General features: G+C 49.7%; 35 protein-coding genes. All 35 read right to left on the reverse strand.

Annotated elements, in window-relative coordinates; genetic code table 11:
• Positions 1-318: 318 nt before the first annotated feature.
• The 35 genes from rplQ to Q2J34_RS02910 all read right to left on the reverse strand — a co-directional run bounded on the left by rplQ (position 319) and on the right by Q2J34_RS02910 (position 22,707).
• Positions 319-810, reverse strand: a complete 492-nt coding sequence (rplQ, locus tag Q2J34_RS02740; RefSeq protein ID WP_298888818.1) for a 50S ribosomal protein L17 — start codon at positions 808-810, stop codon at positions 319-321.
• An 8-nt stretch (positions 811-818) separates the two neighbouring features.
• A complete protein-coding gene (locus Q2J34_RS02745; protein ID WP_298888816.1) occupies positions 819-1,811 on the reverse strand; it encodes a DNA-directed RNA polymerase subunit alpha in 993 nt (330 codons plus the stop codon).
• A gap of 11 nt (positions 1,812-1,822) precedes the next feature.
• Positions 1,823-2,428, reverse strand: coding sequence for a 30S ribosomal protein S4 (rpsD, locus tag Q2J34_RS02750; RefSeq protein WP_293965506.1), 606 nt, complete (start codon positions 2,426-2,428; stop codon positions 1,823-1,825).
• A gap of 414 nt (positions 2,429-2,842) precedes the next feature.
• Positions 2,843-3,229 carry a 30S ribosomal protein S11 gene (rpsK, locus tag Q2J34_RS02755; protein ID WP_007365587.1) on the reverse strand — a complete coding sequence of 129 codons (387 nt, stop codon included), beginning with the start codon at positions 3,227-3,229 and terminating at the stop codon, positions 2,843-2,845.
• Between the two features lie 12 nt (positions 3,230-3,241).
• On the reverse strand, positions 3,242-3,622 hold the full coding sequence (gene rpsM, locus Q2J34_RS02760; protein WP_293965509.1) for a 30S ribosomal protein S13: 381 nt from the start codon (positions 3,620-3,622) through the stop codon (positions 3,242-3,244).
• 83 nt (positions 3,623-3,705) lie between these two features.
• Positions 3,706-3,822: a type B 50S ribosomal protein L36 gene (gene ykgO, locus Q2J34_RS02765; RefSeq protein ID WP_004331524.1), complete on the reverse strand. Its 117-nt coding sequence runs from the start codon at positions 3,820-3,822 to the stop codon at positions 3,706-3,708.
• A 35-nt stretch (positions 3,823-3,857) separates the two neighbouring features.
• A complete protein-coding gene (gene infA / locus Q2J34_RS02770) occupies positions 3,858-4,076 on the reverse strand; it encodes a translation initiation factor IF-1 (protein ID WP_004331513.1) in 219 nt (72 codons plus the stop codon).
• Between the two features lies 1 nt (position 4,077).
• Positions 4,078-4,869, reverse strand: coding sequence for a type I methionyl aminopeptidase (gene map, locus Q2J34_RS02775; RefSeq protein ID WP_298888811.1), 792 nt, complete (start codon positions 4,867-4,869; stop codon positions 4,078-4,080).
• Positions 4,870-4,912: 43 nt separating this feature from the next.
• Positions 4,913-6,259: a preprotein translocase subunit SecY gene (gene secY / locus Q2J34_RS02780; RefSeq protein ID WP_298888809.1), complete on the reverse strand. Its 1,347-nt coding sequence runs from the start codon at positions 6,257-6,259 to the stop codon at positions 4,913-4,915.
• Positions 6,260-6,270: 11 nt separating this feature from the next.
• Positions 6,271-6,732, reverse strand: a complete 462-nt coding sequence (rplO, locus tag Q2J34_RS02785; RefSeq protein ID WP_004331553.1) for a 50S ribosomal protein L15 — start codon at positions 6,730-6,732, stop codon at positions 6,271-6,273.
• Between the two features lie 23 nt (positions 6,733-6,755).
• On the reverse strand, positions 6,756-6,932 hold the full coding sequence (gene rpmD / locus Q2J34_RS02790; RefSeq protein WP_293964705.1) for a 50S ribosomal protein L30: 177 nt from the start codon (positions 6,930-6,932) through the stop codon (positions 6,756-6,758).
• A gap of 24 nt (positions 6,933-6,956) precedes the next feature.
• Positions 6,957-7,475, reverse strand: a complete 519-nt coding sequence (gene rpsE, locus Q2J34_RS02795; RefSeq protein WP_004331511.1) for a 30S ribosomal protein S5 — start codon at positions 7,473-7,475, stop codon at positions 6,957-6,959.
• Positions 7,476-7,490: 15 nt separating this feature from the next.
• Positions 7,491-7,835 (reverse strand): 50S ribosomal protein L18, encoded by a 345-nt coding sequence (gene rplR, locus Q2J34_RS02800; protein WP_293964706.1) that lies wholly within the window; start codon positions 7,833-7,835, stop codon positions 7,491-7,493.
• Between the two features lie 30 nt (positions 7,836-7,865).
• A complete protein-coding gene (gene rplF / locus Q2J34_RS02805; protein ID WP_298888805.1) occupies positions 7,866-8,417 on the reverse strand; it encodes a 50S ribosomal protein L6 in 552 nt (183 codons plus the stop codon).
• A gap of 21 nt (positions 8,418-8,438) precedes the next feature.
• Entirely contained in the window at positions 8,439-8,834 is a 396-nt protein-coding gene (gene rpsH / locus Q2J34_RS02810) for a 30S ribosomal protein S8 (RefSeq protein WP_004331545.1), read from the reverse strand.
• A 488-nt stretch (positions 8,835-9,322) separates the two neighbouring features.
• Positions 9,323-9,601 carry a 30S ribosomal protein S14 gene (rpsN, locus tag Q2J34_RS02815; protein WP_293964708.1) on the reverse strand — a complete coding sequence of 93 codons (279 nt, stop codon included), beginning with the start codon at positions 9,599-9,601 and terminating at the stop codon, positions 9,323-9,325.
• A 15-nt stretch (positions 9,602-9,616) separates the two neighbouring features.
• Positions 9,617-10,171 (reverse strand): 50S ribosomal protein L5, encoded by a 555-nt coding sequence (rplE, locus tag Q2J34_RS02820; RefSeq protein ID WP_293964709.1) that lies wholly within the window; start codon positions 10,169-10,171, stop codon positions 9,617-9,619.
• A 2-nt stretch (positions 10,172-10,173) separates the two neighbouring features.
• Complete coding sequence (gene rplX, locus Q2J34_RS02825) at positions 10,174-10,494, reverse strand: 50S ribosomal protein L24 (RefSeq protein WP_298888802.1); 321 nt, start codon at positions 10,492-10,494, stop codon at positions 10,174-10,176.
• Between the two features lie 18 nt (positions 10,495-10,512).
• A complete protein-coding gene (rplN, locus tag Q2J34_RS02830; protein ID WP_004331555.1) occupies positions 10,513-10,878 on the reverse strand; it encodes a 50S ribosomal protein L14 in 366 nt (121 codons plus the stop codon).
• A 3-nt stretch (positions 10,879-10,881) separates the two neighbouring features.
• Positions 10,882-11,136 (reverse strand): 30S ribosomal protein S17, encoded by a 255-nt coding sequence (gene rpsQ / locus Q2J34_RS02835; protein ID WP_298888799.1) that lies wholly within the window; start codon positions 11,134-11,136, stop codon positions 10,882-10,884.
• Positions 11,137-11,161: 25 nt separating this feature from the next.
• On the reverse strand, positions 11,162-11,356 hold the full coding sequence (rpmC, locus tag Q2J34_RS02840) for a 50S ribosomal protein L29 (protein ID WP_293964713.1): 195 nt from the start codon (positions 11,354-11,356) through the stop codon (positions 11,162-11,164).
• A gap of 21 nt (positions 11,357-11,377) precedes the next feature.
• A complete protein-coding gene (gene rplP / locus Q2J34_RS02845) occupies positions 11,378-11,812 on the reverse strand; it encodes a 50S ribosomal protein L16 (RefSeq protein WP_004331541.1) in 435 nt (144 codons plus the stop codon).
• Positions 11,813-11,827: 15 nt separating this feature from the next.
• Entirely contained in the window at positions 11,828-12,574 is a 747-nt protein-coding gene (gene rpsC, locus Q2J34_RS02850; protein ID WP_293964715.1) for a 30S ribosomal protein S3, read from the reverse strand.
• 5 nt (positions 12,575-12,579) lie between these two features.
• A complete protein-coding gene (rplV, locus tag Q2J34_RS02855; protein ID WP_298888797.1) occupies positions 12,580-12,993 on the reverse strand; it encodes a 50S ribosomal protein L22 in 414 nt (137 codons plus the stop codon).
• A gap of 41 nt (positions 12,994-13,034) precedes the next feature.
• Positions 13,035-13,298 carry a 30S ribosomal protein S19 gene (gene rpsS, locus Q2J34_RS02860; RefSeq protein WP_298888796.1) on the reverse strand — a complete coding sequence of 88 codons (264 nt, stop codon included), beginning with the start codon at positions 13,296-13,298 and terminating at the stop codon, positions 13,035-13,037.
• Between the two features lie 31 nt (positions 13,299-13,329).
• A complete protein-coding gene (rplB, locus tag Q2J34_RS02865) occupies positions 13,330-14,160 on the reverse strand; it encodes a 50S ribosomal protein L2 (protein ID WP_298888794.1) in 831 nt (276 codons plus the stop codon).
• Positions 14,161-14,163: 3 nt separating this feature from the next.
• Positions 14,164-14,457 carry a 50S ribosomal protein L23 gene (gene rplW, locus Q2J34_RS02870; protein WP_007365572.1) on the reverse strand — a complete coding sequence of 98 codons (294 nt, stop codon included), beginning with the start codon at positions 14,455-14,457 and terminating at the stop codon, positions 14,164-14,166.
• A 27-nt stretch (positions 14,458-14,484) separates the two neighbouring features.
• Complete coding sequence (gene rplD / locus Q2J34_RS02875; protein ID WP_007365605.1) at positions 14,485-15,108, reverse strand: 50S ribosomal protein L4; 624 nt, start codon at positions 15,106-15,108, stop codon at positions 14,485-14,487.
• Positions 15,108-15,725 carry a 50S ribosomal protein L3 gene (gene rplC, locus Q2J34_RS02880; RefSeq protein WP_007365559.1) on the reverse strand — a complete coding sequence of 206 codons (618 nt, stop codon included), beginning with the start codon at positions 15,723-15,725 and terminating at the stop codon, positions 15,108-15,110. The genes rplD and rplC overlap by 1 nt, the downstream gene beginning before the upstream one ends.
• A gap of 21 nt (positions 15,726-15,746) precedes the next feature.
• Positions 15,747-16,052, reverse strand: coding sequence for a 30S ribosomal protein S10 (gene rpsJ / locus Q2J34_RS02885; protein ID WP_004331517.1), 306 nt, complete (start codon positions 16,050-16,052; stop codon positions 15,747-15,749).
• 18 nt (positions 16,053-16,070) lie between these two features.
• The gene (fusA, locus tag Q2J34_RS02890; protein ID WP_300969209.1) at positions 16,071-18,194 is read right to left on the reverse strand and encodes an elongation factor G; all 2,124 of its coding nucleotides are present in this window, start codon (positions 18,192-18,194) and stop codon (positions 16,071-16,073) included.
• 21 nt (positions 18,195-18,215) lie between these two features.
• Positions 18,216-18,692: a 30S ribosomal protein S7 gene (gene rpsG, locus Q2J34_RS02895; RefSeq protein WP_004331548.1), complete on the reverse strand. Its 477-nt coding sequence runs from the start codon at positions 18,690-18,692 to the stop codon at positions 18,216-18,218.
• Between the two features lie 377 nt (positions 18,693-19,069).
• Positions 19,070-19,447 (reverse strand): 30S ribosomal protein S12, encoded by a 378-nt coding sequence (gene rpsL, locus Q2J34_RS02900; RefSeq protein WP_004331537.1) that lies wholly within the window; start codon positions 19,445-19,447, stop codon positions 19,070-19,072.
• Between the two features lie 320 nt (positions 19,448-19,767).
• Positions 19,768-21,453 carry an IS1182 family transposase gene (locus Q2J34_RS02905; RefSeq protein ID WP_300969006.1) on the reverse strand — a complete coding sequence of 562 codons (1,686 nt, stop codon included), beginning with the start codon at positions 21,451-21,453 and terminating at the stop codon, positions 19,768-19,770.
• 435 nt (positions 21,454-21,888) lie between these two features.
• Positions 21,889-22,707, reverse strand: a complete 819-nt coding sequence (locus Q2J34_RS02910; RefSeq protein WP_298888787.1) for a leucine-rich repeat domain-containing protein — start codon at positions 22,705-22,707, stop codon at positions 21,889-21,891.
• Positions 22,708-23,210: the final 503 nt, after the last annotated feature.

Consider the following 23,210-nt stretch of genomic DNA (forward strand, 5'->3'; position numbering starts at 1 on the left):
GGTCTCAACTCCGCAAATCTCTCGAGTAACCTCTATATAAGACTGATCAAGCACTCTTTTCATCGGATCGCTTAGTTTGGAGATCTAGAGAGAATAAGGGGATGTATGGCTACTTGAATAAGATTTACGTGTAGCACGTAGAGATATGACGAGAGGGAGCGTCGAGCATAAGCTCGGCACTCCCTCTCCTATTTGTTACTCTAAGCAAAGACGAGTGGAAAGGATCTCTATCAACCTTCACTCGCTGACACAAGTCTCCATCGTGTAAAATGGTGGACTGTGTAGCTCTGTCTCGTAAATGCTCCTAGTGGGTTACTACTACTCTTGTGCAGTCTCCTCTGTAGCTGGAGCCTGCTGGTCAGCAGCCTTAGCGGCACCGCTACCACGACGTGAACGACGTGTACGCTTCTTGCCCTCACTCTTAGGAGCAGAGGCACTCTTGGCGATGTTGTCGTTGAAGTCTACAAGCTCGATAAAGCACATAGAGGCATTGTCGCCAAGACGTAGTCCCGTGCGTAGGATGCGTGTATAACCTCCAGGGCGATCGCCGACCTTGTCGACGACGGTGCCATAGAGCTCCTTGACGGCCTCCTTGTCACGCAGGTAGCTGAAGGCTAGACGACGAGATGCGGTGGTGTCGTTTTTTGCCGCAGTGATGATAGGCTCAACAAACTTGCGCAGTTCCTTAGCCTTGGCCACTGTAGTATTGATCCGCTTGTGCATGATGAGCGAGCTAGCCATATTGGCAAGCATAGCCTCACGATGTGCCTTGGAGCGGCCTAGATGGTTGAATTTCTTATTGTGTCTCATAAGAGGGATTAATCATTATCTAATCTATAGGGTGTGAGATCCATATCAAAGTCTAGATCCTGATCTGCTAAGAATTGCTCGATCTCGATGAGCGACTTCTTGCCGAAGTTTTTGATCTTCAAGAGCTCCTCGCGATCCCTACTCAGCAGGTCGGCAATCGTGGAGATGCCCGCAGCCTTGAGACAGTTGAGCGCACGAACAGAGAGATCTGTGGTCGCTAGGTCTGTCATCAATTGCGAACGAACCTTCATCAACTGATTGTCTAAGAGCTGATCAGGCTCCTCCTCTGGGAGCTCGACTTCAAACTCCTTGTCCGTAAAGAGTGCGAAGTGCGAGATCAAGATCGTCGCAGCCTCACGCAGTGCTTCACGCGGGTGGATCGTGCCATCGGTCTCAATCTCCAGGACAAGCTTCTCGTAGTCGGTGCGCTGATCTACACGATAGGCCTCGGTGGTCTGATTGACCTTGCGGATCGGGGTGTAGATACCATCGATGGGGAGCGTATTGACGGGATCGTCCTCGCGGCGGTTCTCCTCGGAGACGACATAGCCACGCCCCTTGTTGATGCGTATCTCTATGGTGAAGTCAGCGTCCTCAGCTAGATTGCAGATGACCAAGTCAGGGTTTTGTACCTTGTAGCTTGTCAAGACCTGATTGAGGTCACCAGCCTGAAAGGTGCTACGACCTGTGACGTGGAGCGTGATGGTCTCTTCCTGAGGATCCTCGACAGCTGCCTTGAATCTGATCTGCTTGAGGTTGAGTATGATATGGGTTACATCTTCCAATACCCCTGGAATAGTAGCAAATTCATGCTCTACACCTTCGATACGGATAGAAGCTATTGCATACCCCTCTAGTGATGAGAGGAGGATGCGCCGCAAGGCGTTGCCAATGGTCATAGCATAGCCTGGCTCTAGAGGCTTAAATTCAAACTTGGCGTAGTGATCCGAAGCGTCCAGCATGAGGACGCTATCAGGTTGTTGAAATGCTAATATTGCCATAGAGTAGAGGGTTACTTAGAATACAATTCGACGATGAGCTGCTCCTTGATGGGCTCGGGGATCTCCTCACGTGTAGGTACGTTGAGGAACTTACCACTGTAGGTGCGTGCATCCCACTCTAGCCATGGATACTTGCTATGATTGTACCCAGCGAGAGAGTCTGCGATGACCTCCATAGACTTGTCACGCTCACGTACACCGACGATCTGTCCGGGCTTGAGCGTGTAGGAGGGGATGTTGACCACCTCACCATCTACGACGATGTGACGGTGAGAGACGAGCTGACGTGCAGCAGCACGCGTGGGAGCAATGCCTAGACGGAAGACTACGTTGTCTAGACGAGACTCGAGGAGTTGTAGCAGTACCTCACCTGTGATGCCTGAGGTGCGCTGTGCCTTCTCAAAGAGATTGCGGAACTGACGCTCTAGGACCCCATAGGTGTACTTGGCCATCTGCTTCTCGCGGAGCTGGAGTGCATACTCGCTCTGCTTACGACGACGGTTGTTGCCGTGCTGACCTGGAGGGTAGTTTTTCTTGCTCAGGACTTTGTCTGCACCAAAGATGGGCTCACCAAACTTTCGTGCGATCTTGGACTTAGGACCAATATATCTTGCCATTGTTCTATTTCATTTTAATGCTACTCCATACATCTGCTCTACAGAACGCTCGGGGGCGCAGGGCCTCTCTCTGCTGTGTCGGGGTCGATGCTGGGATCATATCTCAAGTAGTAAGTCTAGAAGTGACGGCGCATATAGAGCAGCCGCGATGCGATTAGAATAAGAGGGAAAGTAAATGAGCAACCGCATCAATCTCACACTACGTCTGTCGACTTACAGAGTCACTATCTTGAGTCTATGTCTAAGCTAAGACCTATCTGTGGAGCTTGCTATGTGCGACCGGCACCAAGGACTGACTAGGCAGCCTATTCTGTAGATTAAGTAGGGGTTAAGTCTTATTGCAGACTCTCCTAGCTAACACTACAAGGTCGGTGTGATCGCTCTATAGGTAGCTGTGATTCTATCTTGTAGCAACTAGACCTTACGTCTCTTAGGAGGACGACAGCCGTTGTGTGGTAGTGGTGTGACGTCGATGATCTCAGTCACCTCGATACCAGCACCATGGATGGTGCGGATAGCGGACTCACGACCATTGCCTGGGCCCTTGACATAAGCCTTGACCTTGCGTAGCCCTAGATCAAATGCTGTCTTAGCGCAGTCTTGAGCTGCGAGCTGAGCGGCATAGGGAGTGTTCTTCTTAGAGCTACGGAATCCCATCTTACCAGCTGATGACCAGCTGATGACCTGACCCTCACTATTGGTGAGGGTGATGATGATGTTATTGAAAGAAGAGTGTATGTGCGCCTGCCCCTGGGCATCGACCTTGACTGCTCTCTTTTTTGTTACGGTTTTCTTTGCCATAAGGTGGTTCTATTACTTAGTTGCCTTCTTCTTACCAGCGACTGTCTTGCGCTTACCCTTACGTGTGCGGGCATTGTTCTTAGTACTCTGTCCACGTAGGGGGAGTCCTATACGATGCCTGATGCCTCGGTAGCAGCCGATGTCCATGAGACGCTTGATGTTGAGCTGTGTCTCGCTACGCAGATCACCCTCGACTTTGTAGCCATTGGATATCTGCTCACGGATAGCTGCAGCCTGATCATCTGTCCAATCCTGGACCTTGATGTTGCGATCGACACCTGCAGCATCCAAGATGCGAGCAGCACTGCTACGACCTATACCATATATATAGGTCAAGGCTATCTCACCTCTCTTGTTTTGCGGCAGATCGACGCCGACGATTCTTATTGCCATACTCTATATACTGTGTGATGTTTGTTGCGTGATAAGCTGACTCTCCGTCATCCTAGATGATATGTGGAGGATCATCCCTAAGCTCATCCTTGACGCTGCTTGAACTTAGGATTCTTCTTATTGATGATGTACAGACGGCCTTTGCGTCTGACGATCTTACAGTCTTCTGATCGCTTTTTGATTGATGCTCTGACTTTCATAGTATGCTCTTATTCTGATTGTCGCTATGACTTGGTTACTTGTATCTATAGGAGATACGACCACGTGTGAGGTCGTACGGAGACATCTCTACCTTGACTTTGTCTCCTGGCAGTATACGGATGAAGTGCATACGCATCTTGCCCGATATGTGTGCCGTGATGATATGCCCATTCTGGAGCTGGACCTTGAACATAGCATTGCTCAATGCCTCGAGGACGACTCCATCCTGTTCAATAGCAGTTTGTTTGGCCATATTAAAACTCTCGTGTGCCTAAGACTTCTTTGATATACTCGTATGTAGATAGGATCTGCGGAGCTTGCCCATCTGGCATGATAGCTATGCAGTGCTCAAAGTGCGCTGCGGGCTTGCCGTCGTGCGTACGGACGGTCCACCCATCGGACTCGAAGACGACCTTGCGCCGTCCCATCGTCACCATAGGCTCGATGCAGATACACATACCTGCTCGTAGCTTGGGACCAAATCCTGGATGACCATAGTTGGGGACGTTGGGATCTTCGTGCATCTCATGCCCGATACCATGTCCCACTAGCTCGCGGACGATGCCATAGCCCTGTGCCTCACAATGACGCTGGACTGCCGCTCCGATATGCCCGACATAATGACCTTCGACAGCCTGCTTGATACCTAGATAGAGGGAGTCGCGAGTGACCGTCAGCAGACGCTCTACCTCGGGATCGATCTCCCCTACGGCAAAGGTATAAGCACTGTCTCCAGTAAAGCCGTTGATATGCGTACCGCAATCTACGGAGATGATGTCTCCCTCTCGTAGTATCTCTCGATCTGAAGGGATGCCATGCACCACGTGATCATTGATCGAAGTACAGATACTAGCTGGGAAGCCGCCATAACCTAAGAACGCAGGAGTAGCTCCGTGATCACATATAAAGGTATAAGCGATCGTGTCTAGCTGCTTGGTGGTAACTCCTGGAGCGATGTGCTTTGCCACCTCTCCCAAGGTCTCGCCAACGAGTCTGTTGGCCACACGCATAAGCTCTATCTCCTCTGGTGTCTTTAGGTAAATCATCTATTCGAATATAATCAATTGAAACAACACTACCTGTGGAGTATCAATATGCTGACACAGAGCCCGTACGTCCCTTGATACGTCCACTCTTGAGTAGACCATCGTAGTGACGCATCAAGAGGTGACTCTCGACTTGCTGTAGCGTATCTAGGACAACACCTACGAGGATGAGCAGTGATGTACCTCCAAAGAACTGTGCAAACGCCGAGCTAATACCCAGTATCTGAGCAAAGGCTGGCATGATAGCAACTAGTGCGAGGAAGAGTGCTCCAGGCAGTGTGATACGATCCATGATACCATCGAGATAGTCTCGTGTACTACGCCCGGGCTTGACGCCTGGGATAAATCCATTGTTACGCTTGAGGTCATCAGACATCTGCGTGGGGTTGATCGTGATCGCCGTATAGAAATAGGTGAAAAGGATGATCAACGTAGCGAAGATGAAGTTGTACCAGAAGCTTGTATTGTCAGACAATACCTGGATAAAGCGTGAGGGCGTACCATCACCTCCTGTGAAGTAGCTAGCCAGTGAGATAGGTATAAACATGATCGCCTGAGCGAAGATGATAGGCATCACGTTGGCTGCATTCACCTTGAGAGGGATATACTGACGTGCACCTCCATACTGCTTATTACCCACTACACGCTTGGCATACTGCACGGGCACCTTGCGTGTACCCTGTACGAGTAGGATAGCTCCTGCAGTGACGAACAGTAGGAATACGATCTCAGCAAGAAATGCCACAAGTCCTCCCGATGAGCTGATGAGACGGTAGTTAAACTCAGCTATCAGCGCATGAGGCAGACGAGCTATAATACCGATAAGGATGATGAATGAGATACCATTGCCGACACCCTTGTCTGTAATACGCTCACCCAGCCAAAGGACAAACATACTGCCCGCAGCTAGTATGACGGTAGCAAATACACGATACATGAAGCCCGAAGGTAGCGACGCTCCAGCAGCGCGCAGCTGCATGTCTAGATTCAACAGATAGGCAGGAGCCTGAATCAAGAGGATCAGCACCGTCAGGTAGCGTGTCCACTGATTGATCTTGCGTCGTCCGCTCTCACCCTCTCGTTGCATCTTCTGCATAGAGGGGATGATGATCGCTGCCAGCTGCATCACGATACTTGCCGAGATGTAAGGCATGATACCTAGAGCAAATATCGAAGCATTGGAGAAGGCACCTCCCGAAAACATGTTGAGCAGTGCCATCAGACCTTCACTGGTCTGGCTGGCTAGACTGGTCAGTGTATCGGGGTTGACTCCAGGCAATACGATGAAGCTACCTAGTCGGTATATGACCACATACAGGATGGTGATGAGAATCCGCTTACGCAGATCCTCAATCTTCCATATATTCTTAATTGTATCTACTAACCGCATATCAGCTTATCTTATTGTATCGATCCTCCCTGAGCCTCGATGAGCTCCTTGGCACGTGCTGAGTAAGCGTCGGCCTCGACCTGTATGGGTCGTGTCAGCTCACCCTGTGCTAGGATCTTTACTAAATCATTACGTGAGGCTAGACCAGCAGCGACTAGTATATCCTTGGTGATGACGGCTGTCTCTGCTTGATTAGGGAAGAATGTAGTATCCTGTGCCAAGTGCTCGAGAGCTGCTAGGTTCACAGGACGATAGTCTACCCTATTGATGTTGTTGAAGCCAAACTTAGGTAGGCGACGCTGTATAGGCATCTGACCACCCTCAAATCCGACCTTATGCTTGTATCCAGAGCGAGACTTGGCTCCCTTGTGTCCACGTGTAGACGTACCACCACGGCCAGAGCCCTGACCACGACCAATACGACGACGAGACTTGACAGAGCCCTCGGCTGGCTTAAGTGTAGATAAGTCCATTGCTATTATCTGTCTATATTTTATTACTCTACGACCTGAACCAAGTGGTGTACTTTGGCCACCATACCCCTGATCTGAGGGGTATCCTCATGCTCTACAATCTGGTGCATCTTGCGAAGACCTAGACCGTCGAGGGTGCGCTTCTGAGACTTGTTGCACCGTATGCGACTACGGACTTGCTCGATTCTGATTTTTGCCATAATACTCTTTACTTGTCTAGGTGATTATCCTTTAAACACGCGCTCTACAGAGATACCTCTGCTCTGAGCAACCATCAAGGGGCTACGTAGCTCAGCAAGTGCTGCGATGGTGGCCTTGACGAGGTTGTGAGGGTTAGTCGACCCCTGACTCTTTGCAAGGACGTCTGTAACACCTACACTGTCTAGTACCGCACGCATAGCACCTCCAGCGATTACTCCCGAACCGGCAGAAGCTGGACGCAGCAAGATTCGAGCTCCACCGAAGCGACCGATCTGCTCATGAGGTATGGTGCCGTTGTGAATGGGTACGCGTATAAGATTCTTCTTAGCAGCCTCTACGCCCTTGGCGATGGCTGCAGGCACTTCGCTGGCACGACCCATACCATACCCTACGACGCCGTCCTCGTTACCGACGACAACAATCGCAGCAAAGGTAAAGGTGCGACCACCTTTCGTGACCTTAGTTACTCGATTGATAGCTACTAGGCGATCCTTAAGATCTAGATCATTGGTAGCTGTGACTCTATTTGTTGCTATTGCCATGATGTGCTCTATGATTTAGAATTTAAGACCTCCTGTACGAGCTGCATCTGCTAGCTCCTTGACACGACCATGATAGAGATATCCATTACGATCGAAAACTACTGTATCAATGCCAGCAGCCAGAGCTACACGAGCTATCTCCTGTCCTACCTGAGCGGCTACCTCCTTCTTAGTACCAGAGGTCTCCATCTTGAGTGAGGAGGCACTCGCTAGGGTGCGTCCTTCTATATCGTCGATGACCTGTGCGTAGATCTGCTTATTGCTTCTGAACACAGACAGACGTGGTCTCTGAGATGTACCACTTATCTTGCCACGCACACGTGTCTTGATGTGCTTTCTTCTTTGTGCTTTCTTGTTCATATGACTCTTTACTTAGATAGTGGATACGACTTACTTACCAGCTGTCTTACCAGACTTGCGACGTACCTCCTCACCGAGGAAGCGAACACCCTTACCCTTGTAAGGCTCTGGCTTGCGGAATGAACGAATCTTAGCACAGACCTGTCCTAGTAGCTGCTTGTCGCAAGACTTTAGGATGATCTTAGGGGTCTGATTACGCACCATCTGCGTCTCGATCTTGATCTCGTCTGGCAGTACCAGATAGATGGCGTGTGTGAAGCCTAGTGATAGCTCTAGGATCTGCCCCTGATTGGTAGCACGGTAACCGACGCCTATTAGTTCGAGCGTCTGGGTGAACTCTTCGTGTACACCCGTCACCATGTTATGGATTAGCTGACGGTAGAGACCGTGTAGTGAGCGCTCCTGACGCTCATCTGAGTGACGTGTGAGTGTGATCTCGCCATCCTCGACTGAGACCTCGATACGAGGATCTATATATTGCTTGAGCTCACCCTTGGGGCCCTTTACTGTTACGTAGTGATCCTCCTGAGAGACGGTCACGCCCTGTGGTATAGCTATGGGTAGTTTACCTATTCTAGACATATTGCTTTGCTATAAGGAGGATTAATATACATAACATAGTACCTCACCACCGATCTTGAGCTCACGAGCCTCTTTGTCTGTCATGACGCCGTGAGATGTAGATAGGATGGCGATACCTAGTCCATTGAGTACGCGAGGCATATCTTTGTAGCCTACATACTTACGTAAGCCTGGGCGTGAGACACGCTTGAGGCACTTGATTGCATTGACCTTGTTAGAGAGGTCATACTTGAGGGCGACCTTGATGGTTCCTTTGCATCCCTCCTCCTCAAACATATAGTTGAGGATGTAGCCCTTGTCAAAGAGGATCTTGGTGATGTCCTTCTTGATGTTGCTAGCTGGGATTTCTACCACACGGTGACCCGCTTTGATTGCATTGCGCAATCGGGTGAGATAATCTGCTATTGGATCTGTCATTGTGTATTAAGATTAAATTGATCTGGAGGGTTCCTAACTGGCTTATAGCTCCTCTCCGAGGTATCGTCTACTCATCTATCTTAAGACCTCCACTTCTTGCATGAAGGAGGTGATCATCATATAGTTATAGAGTCACGAGTACCGAGGTTGAGAGCTGTAAGAGACAGGCTACCCCAGACAATATTTAATTGATTCGCTGTCAGTCATCGCCCCATGCTCTCACTCCAAAGAGTGCGAGCATCTCATACATTTTCCCTGTTTAGAGGAGATATATGAGAGGACAATTCTAGGCAAAGATACAAATAGTCTAGATACTATGAAAACTTTCGGAGCCTGTCAAGAGCATATCGCACCTGCCAGACAGGCGGTGTATGATGCTCTAACTCGCTCTCAGCGTAGTATATCTAAGCCCTAGAACTCTCTATAGATGACTTGCATCTCTCTATGAGAGTTTCTGTCCTCGTAGATGGGTGTCGACGAGAGATTTTTTACCAGCTGGCTTTCTTCACCCCTGGGATAAGACCAGCAGAAGCCATCTCGCGGAACTGGATACGGCTGATGCCAAATTGTCTCATATAACCCTTGGGACGTCCCGTGATCTTGCAGCGGTTGTGCAGACGCACAGACGAAGAGTTGCGAGGTAGTGTCTGTAGCTTCTGCAGAGACTCATAGTCTCCAGCAGCTTTGAGCTCAGCACGACGCTTCGCATACTTCTGAACGAGCTTCTGGCGCTTGACCTCACGGGCCTTCATTGATTCTTTTGCCATAAACCTATATGTATCTTACTTATTAGTAGTACGGAAGGGAAGTCCAAATCGCTTGAGTAGCTCGAAGCCCTCCTCATCGGTAGGAGCCGAGGTTACAAAAGTGATGTTCATTCCTAGTATCTTCGTGATACTATCGAGGTTGATCTCAGGGAAGATGATCTGCTCCGAGATGCCTAGCGTATAGTTACCACGACCATCCAGCTTAGAGTTGATACCCTTGAAGTCACGGATACGTGGGAGTGCGACACGTACGAGACGCTCGAGGAACTCGTACATACGGTCACCACGCAGTGTCACCATGACACCGATAGGCATCTGCTTACGCAGCTTGAAGTTGGATATATCTTTGCGAGAGTATGTTGCTACTGCCTTCTGTCCGGTGATCTGTGTGAGTTCATCGATTGCGACGTCGATGATCTTCTTGTCACCCGTAGCCATGCCCAGGCCTTGATTGATGACGATCTTCTCTAGGCGAGGCACCTGCATGCTACTCTTGTAGGCAAAGTGCTTCATCAGATCGGGAGCGATCTGCTCGTTGTATAGCTTCTTAAGATTTACTGTCAGTGCCATAGTTACTTAATTACTTCTCCTGACTTCTTAGCGAAGCGTACTAGCTTACCGTTGTCATCACGGCGACGTCCTATACGCGTTCCTTTGCCAGACTGAGGATCTAGCACATTCAGGTTAGATATATGTATTGGAGCCTCCATGCTGAGAATAGCTCCCTGGGGGTTCTGTGCATTGGGCTTGGTATGCTTAGATACCATGTTAAGCCCCTCGACGATCGCACGCTGCTTCTTGACAAGTACCTTGAGGACACGTCCTGTCTTGCCCTTGTCTTCACCAGCGTTTACCATGACGATGTCGCCTTTCTTGATATGAAACTTGCTCATCTCTATTCTCTCTATAAGTTAAAGGACCTCAGGAGCTAGAGACACGACCTTCATATTGACGGCACGTAGCTCACGAGCTACTGGTCCGAAGATACGTGTACCACGTAGCTCTCCATTGGGGGTGAGTAGTACGCAGGCGTTGTCATCAAAACGGATATAGGAGCCGTCTGTACGACGTATCTCCTTTTTGGTTCTTACGATGAGAGCCTTAGCGACAGTTCCCTTCTTCATATCGCTAGAGGGGATGACACTCTTGACAGTCACCACGATGACATCTCCGACCGAAGCATAGCGGCGGCGGGTGCCACCGAGTACACGGATACAGAGTACCTCGCGAGCACCACTATTGTCTGCTACATTGAGTCTTGATTCTTGCTGTATCATAGTTTACTTCGCTCTTTCTATAATCTCGGTGAGTCTCCAGCGCTTGGTGCGGCTCAGAGGGCGTGTCTCCATGATACGGACACGATCACCGACGTTCGTTTCATTCTTCTCGTCATGTGCATAGTACTTCTTAGTCTTGCTGACGAACTTACCATATATAGGGTGCTTCTCTTTGAAGCGCGAGGCTACGGTGATGGTCTTCTCCATCTTATTGCTGGTGACGATCCCGATGCGCTCTTTTCTGTGTTTTCTTTCCATGTGAATATCAGTCTATTCTGCAGGGTTAGTTATTTGTCTCTCGCTCAGCGAGGACAGTTTTGAGACGAGCGATCGTGCGACGCTGCTCTCTAAAAGCTGCAGGGTTCTCAGCTGGAGAGACATAGTGGTCTATCCTCTTCTGCTGGTAGGAAGCCTGCTCAGCCTCTATGCGCTCACGGATCTCCTCCGTTGTGAGCTCTTTGATTTCGCTTATCTGCATAGCTGTATAAGGTCTAGCGGATTAAACATTAGGATTAGCAGCGTCGAAGTCTCGACGTACGACGAACTTTGTCGTGACTGGTAGCTTCTGAGCGGCCAGACGTAGAGCCTCCTTTGCGACTTCGTAAGGTACGCCCTCTACTTCAAAGAGCATACGACCAGGAGTCACTGGAGCGACGAATCCCTCGGGATTACCTTTACCTTTACCCATTCGCACCTCAGCAGGCTTTGCTGTGATTGGCTTGTCGGGGAAGATGCGGCACCAGACCTGTCCTTGACGCTGCATGTAGCGCGTTACTGCGATACGAGCGGCCTCTATCTGACGGCCTGTGATCCACTTACTCTCTAGGCTCTTGATACCAAAAGAACCAAATGCGAGCTGGTTGCCACGCTGTGCATTGCCCTTCATGCGGCCCTTTTGTTGCCTTCTAAATTTAGTCTTCTTAGGTTGTAACATAGCTGTGGTCTTTGATTAGCGATTAGATCTATTGCGTCCTCCACGACGGAATCCACGACGCTCGCCACGAGAGTCACCACCTCGGCGCCCTGCCTGACGGCGTGGCTGTGAGAGATCAGGAGCTAGATCGCGGCGCTCATATACCTCGCCGTTCATGATCCAGACCTTGACACCTATCATACCCACCTTGGTGAGAGCTCCAGTCTGAGCATAGTCGATGTCTGCACGTAGTGTATGTAGCGGAGTGCGTCCCTCCTTGTATAGCTCTGCACGAGCCATCTCAGCATTGTTGAGACGACCAGAGAGCTGTATCTTGATACCCTCAGCACCAGCGCGCATAGCGTTTGCGATAGCCATCTTGACGGTACGTCGGTATGACATACGCCCCTCTAGCTTGCGTGCTATATCGTTGGCTACGATGACGGCATCGACCTCTGGCTTGCGCACCTCGTAGATATTGATCTGTATGTTGTCAGCCTTAGTGACCTTTTTGAGCTCAGCCTTGAGGTTCTCCACGTTTTGACCACCCTTACCGACGATCATGCCTGGACGAGCGGTGCATATTGTTATGGTTATGACCTTGAGGGCGCGCTCTATGATGATCCGGCTTACGAGAGCACCAGATAGTCTTGTGTTCAGGTACTTTCTGATACGGTCATCCTCTACTAGGGTATCGCCATAGTTGCGACCACCATACCAGTTAGAGTCCCAACCACGTATGTAGCCGAGTCTGTTTGCTATTGGATTAATTTTCTGTCCCATGTCAGTTACTTAGCTACGTTATTAACTATTTGGTCGACCCACACGGTGATGTGATTCGAACGCTTACGGATTCTGTAGCCACGGCCTTGTGGGGCTGGGCGTAGACGCTTGAGCGTGACGCCCTCGTCTACATAAACCTTGGAGACGTAGAGCTCACCCTCATCAGCCTTACGACCGTTGAGCTGCTCCCAGTTAGAGACAGCGCTACGTATGAGTTGCTCAACACGCTGAGCAGCTACACGGCGAGAGCTAAATCTCAGGGTAGCCATCGCGCGCTCTACCTCCATGCCTCTTATATTGTCGACGACTAGACGCATCTTGCGGGGAGATGTGGGCACGTTGCGTAGTCTAGCTACAGCGGCCTGTGTCACAGTCTCCTGAGCCGTCGTCTCTATTGTATCTTGATTATTGGCACTCATGTGTGATAATTACTTTGATTCGATTTATTACAGGGTGCTAACTAGCGGTTGCCAGAGTGACCACGGAAGGTACGCGTAGGAGCGAACTCTCCGAGCTTGTGACCTACCATATTCTCTGTAACAAATACAGGTATAAAACTCTTGCCATTGTGTACGGCGATCGTATGTCCCACGAAGTCTGGAGAAATCATTGAGGCGCGAGACCAAGTCTTGATGACTGATTTCTTGCCACTTTCATTCATAGCCAAAACTTTCTTTTCGAGCTTGACGCTGATAAATGGCCCTTTCTTAAGTGAACGACTCATGTGTTTAGTTCTTGCTTAAATGATACAATGATTACTTCTTACGCTTGGCTCTCTCGATGATGTACTTAGAGGAGTGCTTCTTAGGAGCTCTCGTCTTAAGACCCTTAGAGTATAGACCCGTACGTGAGCGTGGGTGTCCTCCAGAGGCACGACCTTCACCACCACCCATTGGGTGATCGACAGGGTTCATAGCCACACCGCGTACTCGTGGTCTGCGACCTAGCCAGCGTGTACGGCCAGCCTTGCCTGATCTCTCGAGTGCGTGATCAGAGTTACCGACACTACCTATCGTAGCTTTGCATGCAGCGAGGATACGGCGAGTCTCTCCACTAGGCATACGTAGTACGACATAATTATCTTCACGAGCTACCAGCTGTGCGAAGGCACCAGCACTACGTACCAGCTTACCACCCTGACCAGGGCGTAGCTCCACGTTGTGCACGATCATACCGACAGGTACCTTAGCTAGTGGTAGTGCGTTACCTACCTCAGGTGTTGCGTTTTCACCTGACATCACTTGCTGGCCTACAGTCAGTCCGTTAGGAGCGATGATATAGCTCTTAGCTCCATCGGCATAGTATAGGAGTGCGATGCGAGATGATCTGTTTGGATCATACTCGATACTCTTGACTGTAGCGGGGATGCCATCCTTAGTTCTCTTGAAGTCGATGAGACGATACTTACGCTTGTGACCACCACCTACGTTGCGTATGGTCATCTTACCAGTATTGTTACGACCACCCGATTTACGAGCTCCAACTACAAGAGACTTCTCTGGTGCACTGGCAGTGATGGCGTCAAATGCACCAATAGTTTTGTGTCTTTGCCCCGGCGTTGCGGGCTTTAGTTTACGGATTCCCATTGCTTATATATTGCTAAAGAAATCGATTGTATCCTCACCCTGGAGCGTTATGAAAGCCTTCTTGAAGGCTGGCTTACGACCCGTGATGACACCCGACTTGGTATAGCGACTAGAGCGCTTACCATCGTAGCGACAGGTGTTGACACTATCGACCTTGACGTTGTACATCTTCTCGACAGCATTACGTATCTCAATCTTGTTTGCAGTGGGTGCTACTAAAAAGGCGTAGCGCTGCTGATTGCTCTCAGTGATTGCTGTCATCTTCTCTGAGATTATTGGTTTGATTATGATTCCCATATCAATGCTCTACTAGTGTGTTTCGACTTAAAACATCTCATTGACCTGTGCTAGAGCATCCTCTGTGAAGACTATCTTGCGACAATCCAGCACACAATAAGTATTGAGATCTTGAGCACGTATGATGCTAACACCTGGGATGTTGCGAGCACTGAGTGCTACCGTATCCTCTATCTGTGAGACCACGTAGAGAGTCTTCTGACCATCTACGTTGAGTGCCTTTGCCATGCTCACAAAAGACTTGGTCTTGGGAGCCTCAAAAGAGAGCTGATCCAGTACCATGATCTGATTGTCCTGAGCCTTGTAGGTGAGGGCACTGCGACGTGCTAGCTGGCGGAGCTTCTTGTTGAGCTTGAAGCTGTAGCTACGTGGGCGAGGTCCGAAGACGCGCGCACCACCACGTAGGATGTTAGAGTTGATATCACCACGACGTGCGCCACCCGTACCCTTCTGGCGGAATAGCTTGCGTGTAGATCCACTCATCTCACTACGCTCCTTGGTTTTGTGCGTACCCTGACGCTGATTAGCGCGGTACTGCTTGACGGTTAGATAGATAGCGTGATCATTGGGCTCTATGCCAAAGACGGAGCTCTCCAAGGCTATCTTACGTCCCGTATCTTCACCTTGTATATTGTAGATTGATAGTTCCATTACTTCTCTATTGCTATGATTGAACCCTTAGCTCCAGGCACGCTACCCTTGAGTACGAGGATATTATGCTCGGGCATTACTTTGATCACCTCGAGGTTTTGTACCGTGACGCGCTTATTGCCCATCTGTCCAGCCATGCGTGTACCCTTAAAGACCTTTGCAGGGTAAGAGCAGGCACCGACAGCACCGGGTGCACGTAGACGGTCATCCTGACCGTGTGTCGACTGACCGACACCGCCGAATCCGTGACGCTTGACTACACCTTGGAATCCCTTACCCTTGCTCGTCCCGTGCACATCCACATAGTGGGTGTCGTTGAAGAGCTCTACGGTGATCTCATCACCGAGCTTGTAATCTGATCCAAAGCCCATGAACTCGGCCAAGTGGCGCTTGTTAGTTACTCCAGCTGCCTTGAAGTGTCCCTGCAGTGGGCGTGTCGTATGCTTGTCTTTAGCATCCTGAAAGCCCAGCTGGATCGCTTCATACCCATCGCGGTCAGCAGTCTTTACTTGAGTCACTACACAAGGACCTACTTCGATGACAGTGCATGGCACATTAACGCCCTCGGCACTGAATACGGAAGTCATTCCGATTTTCTTTCCTAATAATCCTGGCATTTCTGTAGTTGATTACTCTGGTTAATACTTAATTTCGATGTCTACGCCACTGGGCATCTCCAGCTTCATCAGCGCATCAATCGTAGGTGCTGAGGCATTGTAGATGTCGATCAGACGCTTGTGAGCATTTAGCTCAAACTGCTCACGGCTCTTCTTATTGACGAAGGTGGAGCGGTTCACCGTAAAAATACGCTTATGCGTGGGCAGTGGTATAGGACCACTGACCAGCGCATTAGTATTCTGTACGGCCGTGACGATCTTCTCGGCAGACTTGTCTACGAGCATGTGGTCGTAAGACCTCAGCTTGATTCTGATCTTTTGGCTCATTACTATATTGTGAGATTATTACTTTATCAAATCAACGCGACCATTGAGTTCCTCAAGGATCTTCTTAGCTATTGACGAGGAGACCTCTGCATAGTGTGAGAAGCTCATCGTACTAGAGGCACGACCACTCGTGATCGTACGTAGGGCGGTCACATAGCCAAACATCTCGCTTAGAGGCACCTTAGCCTTGATAACCTGAGCGCCAGAGCGGTTGACCTCTGAGCCCTCGACCTGACCACGACGCTTGTTTAGGTCGCCGATCACGTCACCCATGTTCTCCTCAGGCGTTACCACCTCAAGCTGCATGATAGGCTCCATAAGCACGGGGCTAGCCTTCTCTGAAGCCTCCTTAAAGGCCATCATAGCGGCTACCTCAAAGGAGAGCTGATCTGAGTCTACGGGGTGGAAAGATCCATCCACGAGTGTCACCTTGAGACTATCTAGAGGATAGCCGGCGAGGACACCACTCTTCATAGCCTTCTCAAAGCCCTTTTGGACAGAGGGGATAAACTCCTTCGGGATATTACCACCCTTGACCTCATCGACAAACTGTAGAGCTCCATCGAAGTCCTCATCGGCTGGACCAAACTTGATGATGATATCAGCAAACTTACCACGACCACCAGACTGCTTCTTGTATACCTCGCGTAGGTCCACAGTCTGAGTGACAGCCTCCTTGTAAGCCACCTGAGGCTGACCTTGGTTACACTCAACCTTGAACTCGCGCTTCAGACGGTCTATAATGATGTCTAGGTGCAGCTCACCCATACCGCTGATGACGGTCTGACCCGTCTCCTCATTGGTCTTAACGACAAATGTTGGATCCTCCTCAGCGAGCTTAGCAAGACCGACACCAAGACGATCCATATCCTTCTGCGTCTTAGGCTCGACAGCGATACCGATCACAGGATCGGGGAAGTCGATAGACTCCAGTACGAGCGGTGCATTCTCATCGCAGAGCGTGTCACCCGTACGGATATCCTTAAAGCCTACACCAGCACCGATATCACCCGTACCGATAGTCTCCATCGGGTTCTGGTGATTAGAGTGCATCTGGAAGAGGCGTGAGATACGCTCCTTCTTACCAGAGCGAGAGTTAAAGACGTAGCTACCAGCGTCAATGTGACCACTATATACGCGGAAGAAGCAGAGACGACCTACGAAGGGGTCGGTAGCGATCTTAAAGGCTAGTGCACTCATAGGAGCGTCGGGATCGACCTCACGCACCTCCTCCTTGTCAGAGTCTAGTGCATGACCTACCACCTCTGGCGTATCCATAGGACTGGGTAGATAAGCACAGACAGCATCTAGGAGCGTCTGTACGCCCTTATTCTTAAACGAAGAGCCACAGAGCATCGGGAAGATCTCCATCGCTAGTGTAGCCTTGCGGATAGCTGTACGGATCTCATCCTCTGTAATCGTAGAGGGATCATCAAAGTACTTCTCCATGAGAGTCTCGTCAGTCTCTGCGAGCGTCTCTAGGAGCTTATCTCTCCACTCCTCAGCATCGGCGCGAAGATTGTCAGGGATCTCATCGATCTCGTACTCAGCACCCATAGTCTCATCGTGCCAGAAGATAGCCTTCATGGTTATCAAGTCGACAACCCCCTTGAAGGAGTCCTCCTCCCCTACTGGGATTTGGATAGGGCAGGCCTTAGCTCCGAGCATGTCAACCATCTGACGCTGCACCTCGTAGAAGTTTGCGCCCGAACGGTCCATCTTATTAATGTATGCGATGCGTGGCACCTTGTACTTATCAGCCTGACGCCATACAGTCTCACTCTGAGGCTGTACACCGCCCACGGCGCAGAACGTAGCCACGGCACCATCAAGGACACGGAGTGAACGCTCTACCTCAACGGTAAAGTCCACGTGTCCCGGAGTGTCGATCAGATTGATCTTATACTTCTTATCGTCATAGGTCCAGAAGGTCGTAGTAGCAGCCGAGGTGATCGTGATACCACGCTCCTGCTCCTGCGCCATCCAGTCCATCGTAGCGGCACCATCGTGTACCTCTCCGATCTTGTGTGTTAGTCCGGTGTAGAAAAGTATACGCTCAGAGGTCGTCGTCTTACCAGCATCGATGTGTGCCATGATGCCGATATTACGAGTTTGCTCGAGCTTAGAATGAATTGCAGACATAGATTTTATGGTTAGTGTAGGTTAGAAGCGGAAGTGTGCGAAGGCACGGTTAGCCTCAGCCATACGATGTACGTCCTCCTTACGCTTGAACGCACCACCCTGACTATTGTAGGCATCCATGATCTCTGCTGCGAGCTTGTCAGCCATAGTCTTACCACCACGCTTACGGGCGAAGATGATTAGATTCTTCATGGAGATAGACTCCCTACGCTCTGGACGTATCTCTGTCGGCACTTGGAAGGTTGCTCCTCCGATACGACGAGACTTAACCTCTACGTGGGGGGTTACATTATCGAGAGCTGCCTTCCAGATCTCTAGGGCGCTCTTCTCCTCTTGCGACATCTTATCCTTGACTATATCAAGGGCTCTGTAGAAGATGCTATATGCAAGACTCTTCTTGCCATCATACATGAGGTGGTTCACAAACTTTGTGACCTGACGATCTCCAAATACGGGATCGGGCAGTACCTGCCTCTTCTTAGGCTTAGCCTTTCTCATTGTTTCGTGATATTATACTATTGTCTCGTCGTCTTATTTGGGTTGCCATCATAATGATCTGTTGTCTTCAACGCTCCCTCTGGAGCATTTACTCAACCTATCCTTGATCTCCAAGGATTAGCTCATCCAAATAGAACCACGGGGACAAATGTGGTTACTAGATTTAGATTGCACTCCTACGCTAGACATGTACGACTCTCTAGAGAGCTCAGACACCCTGCTACAAGGAGTGTAGTTAGATTTTTCTGTGGGGAGAGGTACTCGCTGATGTACCTATTATATTATAGTATACTCACCCGCTAGAGGGGAGTAACAGGCCGAGGGGGATAGTAGGCCATCCAGCACCTCGCCACGGCATCTCAATCTAGGCGACTAGTTTACTTCGCCTTAGGACGCTTAGCTCCGTACTTAGAGCGACGCTGGCGACGGCCATCGACACCAGCTGTATCGAGTGCGCCACGCACTATATGGTAGCGTACACCAGGCAGGTCCTTGACACGACCGCCACGCACCAATACGATACTATGCTCCTGAAGGTTGTGACCCTCACCGGGGATGTAGGCATTCACCTCCTTGCCGTTGGTCAGACGCACACGAGCCACCTTACGCATAGCCGAGTTAGGCTTCTTAGGGGTGGTTGTGTAAACGCGGACACAGACGCCACGACGCTGTGGGCATGAACCCAAGGCTGGAGACTTACCTTTTTCCTCAAAGGTCTCTCGTCCCTTTCTTACTAACTGTTGGATAGTAGGCATTAACTTCTCGTTTACTTAATTCTTGATTTACAAATATGATTCTCGTGCTACCCTGCTATAAGACACTGCAGCTACGACCAAGTCGCACATCACAGCTACCCACAGTAGGTATAGCGGGGACAAAGGTACAAAAACTTTTTGACCTGACAAGCGGGAGTAGAGATTAGAGGGGAAGAGATCGGAGCTATCGGAGGTGTCGGAGCTATCAGAGCAATCGGACGGGTAACCATTATCGTGACGCTCGGGACGTGTAACGGCTGTAGGGGGCTGTGTCAATAGTCCATTTGTCGTTTGAGAGAGGGGGGAGGCTGGGAATTTTGTTAAGCAGCGATGCTGAAGACGTTTTTCGACAAGTAGGGCTTGAAGTGTGTAAAAGTGATCGTCTCGGAGCGCTCAACGCCCTCTTTGCCTCTCGAAGTGGCGTCTTGAGAGGGTAAAGGGTCATTTTCTTGCGTTTTCTTGAGTTGGGCAGCCACTTTTTTGAGATTGAAGGCTATGGCGAAAAAGGCAAAGTCCATCAGAACTTTGTCTTGACCGAAGTGACGGAAGCGCCGATAGTGCATGTTGTTTTTCATCTGTCCAAAGACTGACTCGGGTTCCACAGATCGTCGCTTTCGATGCTTGATGCCTTTATCTGAGGTGAGCAGTGTACGAGCTTTTTGCTTGTAGCTGTTAAGGCGATGGTTCACGCTGATCTTGCGCCTATCTTCTTTTCCTTTGTAGCATTGACTTCGTAATGGGCAACCTCTACAGTTTTTTGCTTCGTAGATAGAGCTCTCTGAAGTATAGCCCGTGCTGGTCTTTGTGGTCGTAGTCTCACGGAACTCTAGATGCTGTCCCATCGGGCAGACGTAATAGTTTTCCTGAGCGTTGTAGTATAAATGCTCTGGGAGAAAGGGGTTGTTTTTGTAGCGTGGACGCTGCTCTTGATGAAAGTAATTGTACTTGACGTAAGCATCCATTTCAGACTCGTCCATAAAGCGGTAGTTCTCCTCTGAACCATAGCCTGCATCAGCTACAACCGTGGTCGGCAGATGATCGTAACGCTCTTGAAAGCTTTCTACAAATGGTATGAGAGTACAGGTGTCCGAGGGGTTGGGAAAGAGAGCATAGTCTGTGATAATTTGGTTTTCTGTAGCAATCTGTAGGTTGTACCCAGGCTTAGCGAGACCTTTACCTTTGGCGTCTTCTTTCATACGCATAAAAGTCGCATCGGGGTCAGTCTTAGACATAGAGTTGCGCTTGCCTAGTTGGTCGAGACGTTGGTCGTACTCAGCTAGCTTGTCTCGGTGCTCCTCTAAGGTTTTAATCTGCTTTTTGCGCTTTCTATGTTCGGCTTTCGCCTCTTTGGTTTCAGGAGCGGGTTCCTTGTCAAGAGCTTCCTTGAGCTCCTCCACGATAGAGGTCAGCTCAGTCGGAGTAAACTCTACGACCTCTGGCTTGGCTTGCTGATCCTGGATGATGACATCATCGACTTGTTGCAGTAGGACACGCAACTTCTCCATCAGGTTTGACCGATAGCGCTCTACGTTCTTTCGCCAAACGAAGGTGTATTTGTTTGCCTTAGACTCGATCTTTGTCCCATCGATATACTCAACATCTAAAGAGATCAGACCTCTCTCTGCTAGTAGGAGTACCAGTTGTGTAAAGATCTCATTGATCTCTCGCTTGACACGATTGCGAAAGCGATTGATCGTGACGAAGTCAGGCTTCTCACCACCAGCGAGCCAGATGAAATGCGTATCTCTGAGGAGGCGCTTTTCCATCTCACGGCAGGAGTATACATTGTTCATATAGGCGTAGATGATCACCTTGAGCATCATCTTAGGGTGATAGGGGCTGCGACCCATCGTGTAGTAAAGTTTTTTGAATGGCTCTAAATCCAAACCATCCACAATAGCACTGATGAAACGCACAGGATCATCCTCGGCAATGTCCTTGTCGACTCTTTCTGGGAAAAGGACTATCTGATTCTGTATATAGGGTCGGAAGTGTCGTTTTTCCATTAGTTAGGAACCTCTCGTTTATTCTGCTAAGTTACTAAAAACTAACTAGATAAGCAAGTGTTTAGCTCTAAAATAAACACCGAAAGATGCAAGATCCTCTGTCTTTTACTTTCTGCTGGGGGAGAGACTTTTGACACAGCCCCGTCCCCGTTAAAACCCCGACGCTGTTTCGCTTTGACACAACGGACGCCCTCCCGCTAGACACTCCCGTGCGTCCCTACACATCGTTACTCGTCTCGCTCTAGCCTTCAATCGCTAACCTCTAAATCCCTCCGATCACTCTGATAAGAAAGGACCTCGCTAGAGGTCCGACGCATCGTAGCCGTCGGTCGGAGGGGCTACGGCCCCGAACGACCGATGGATAGGCGAATGTGGTAGGAGGTCGACCCCTTGCGGGTCGGACTAGACGTAGCTCACCAAGCCAGAAGGCTCTTACTATAGAACTTCCCAGTTTTTCTTCCTTGCAGTAGTTACGTCAGCAGCGCTACACCTGTTTTTATCCCTTTTCTCAAAGGAGCGATCTATCACAAAAAAAACACCCCTACTTTTTTTCCTTCGATTGGGAAGACTATTCACCAACTTGGTCATAGCCTTGCCATTGATACTGTTACTGAAGCAATAAAGATCAACCAACCTAGCACACCCAGATATGTTCAAGTCAGTCAGCTTATTGTAGTTGCAGTAAAGCGTTTCCAAGGCGGTGTTCTTTGACACGTCCAAGCTCGTCAGTTGATTGCTGGCGCACCCAAGCTCTGTCAAGGCGGTGCTCTTTGACACGTCCAAGCTCGTCAGTTGATTGAAGGAGCAGTCAAGCGTTGTCAAGGCGGTGCTCCTTGACACGTCTAAACTCGTCAGTTGATTGTTGGAGCAGGAAAGCATTTTCAAGGCAGTACAACCCGACACGTCCAAGCTCGTTAGTTGATTGAAAACGCACACAAGTTCTGTCAAAGCGATACAGCCCGAGACGTCCAAGTTGGTCAGTTGATTCCAAGAGCAGTCAAGCTCTGTTACGTCGCCACGGATGGTGATCGTTTGGCTAGTAATCCTGTGGGACTTGCGATCGAGATTGTCCGTTTTCCCAGCCTCTTGAGCCCCCTCAATGGTGACGTTGCCATTGGCTTTGATGCCCAAATAGATTTCCTCACCGACCCTCTGAGAGGTGGTCATGGTGATGACTCCTTGGGCGAGGAGGGAGGTGAAAGTGAGGAGCGTGCCGAGGAGAACGAAGAGCCAGATGCGTAGATGTTTGCTCATAGTGTAGCTAGAGATCAGAGGCTAGAGATTAGAAGTGGGGGAAGCTGTGAAGGCTCGGCCGTGTGAGTGATGTTTTCTGCGAAGTTATACCTTTATTGCGAGTTGAGCAAGAGGAAGGGACGAGTAGCTGGTGTAGGGACGAACGGTGAGTGTTTAGCGGGAGGGTGTCCCTACATTTCGCTACACGTCAAATGGGCTACACGTCTCTCCTCGGGAGGAAATCGGGAAGCGTCAGGGAGGTTGAGTTCACTATATATAATAAGGTGTCACCCCTGCCCTCTAATTTCTAACTTCTCCCCTCTAATCTCTAACTTCTAACCTCTAGTCTCTATTTACATATCTTTACGGGGAAATTCGTCCGATTCCCTCCTTTCTCGAATATCCACGTGGAAAATCTCAAATCTCCACGTGGGCGTCAAAAAATTCCTCCGAAGTTTCATTTGATTCCTCCGAAGTTTCATTTCATTCTTCCGAAGTTTTATTTCGCGCTCACGTGGAGGATT

Origin of the sequence: Porphyromonas vaginalis (assembly GCF_958301595.1) — a bacterium.
GTDB classification, from domain to species: domain Bacteria; phylum Bacteroidota; class Bacteroidia; order Bacteroidales; family Porphyromonadaceae; genus Porphyromonas; species Porphyromonas vaginalis.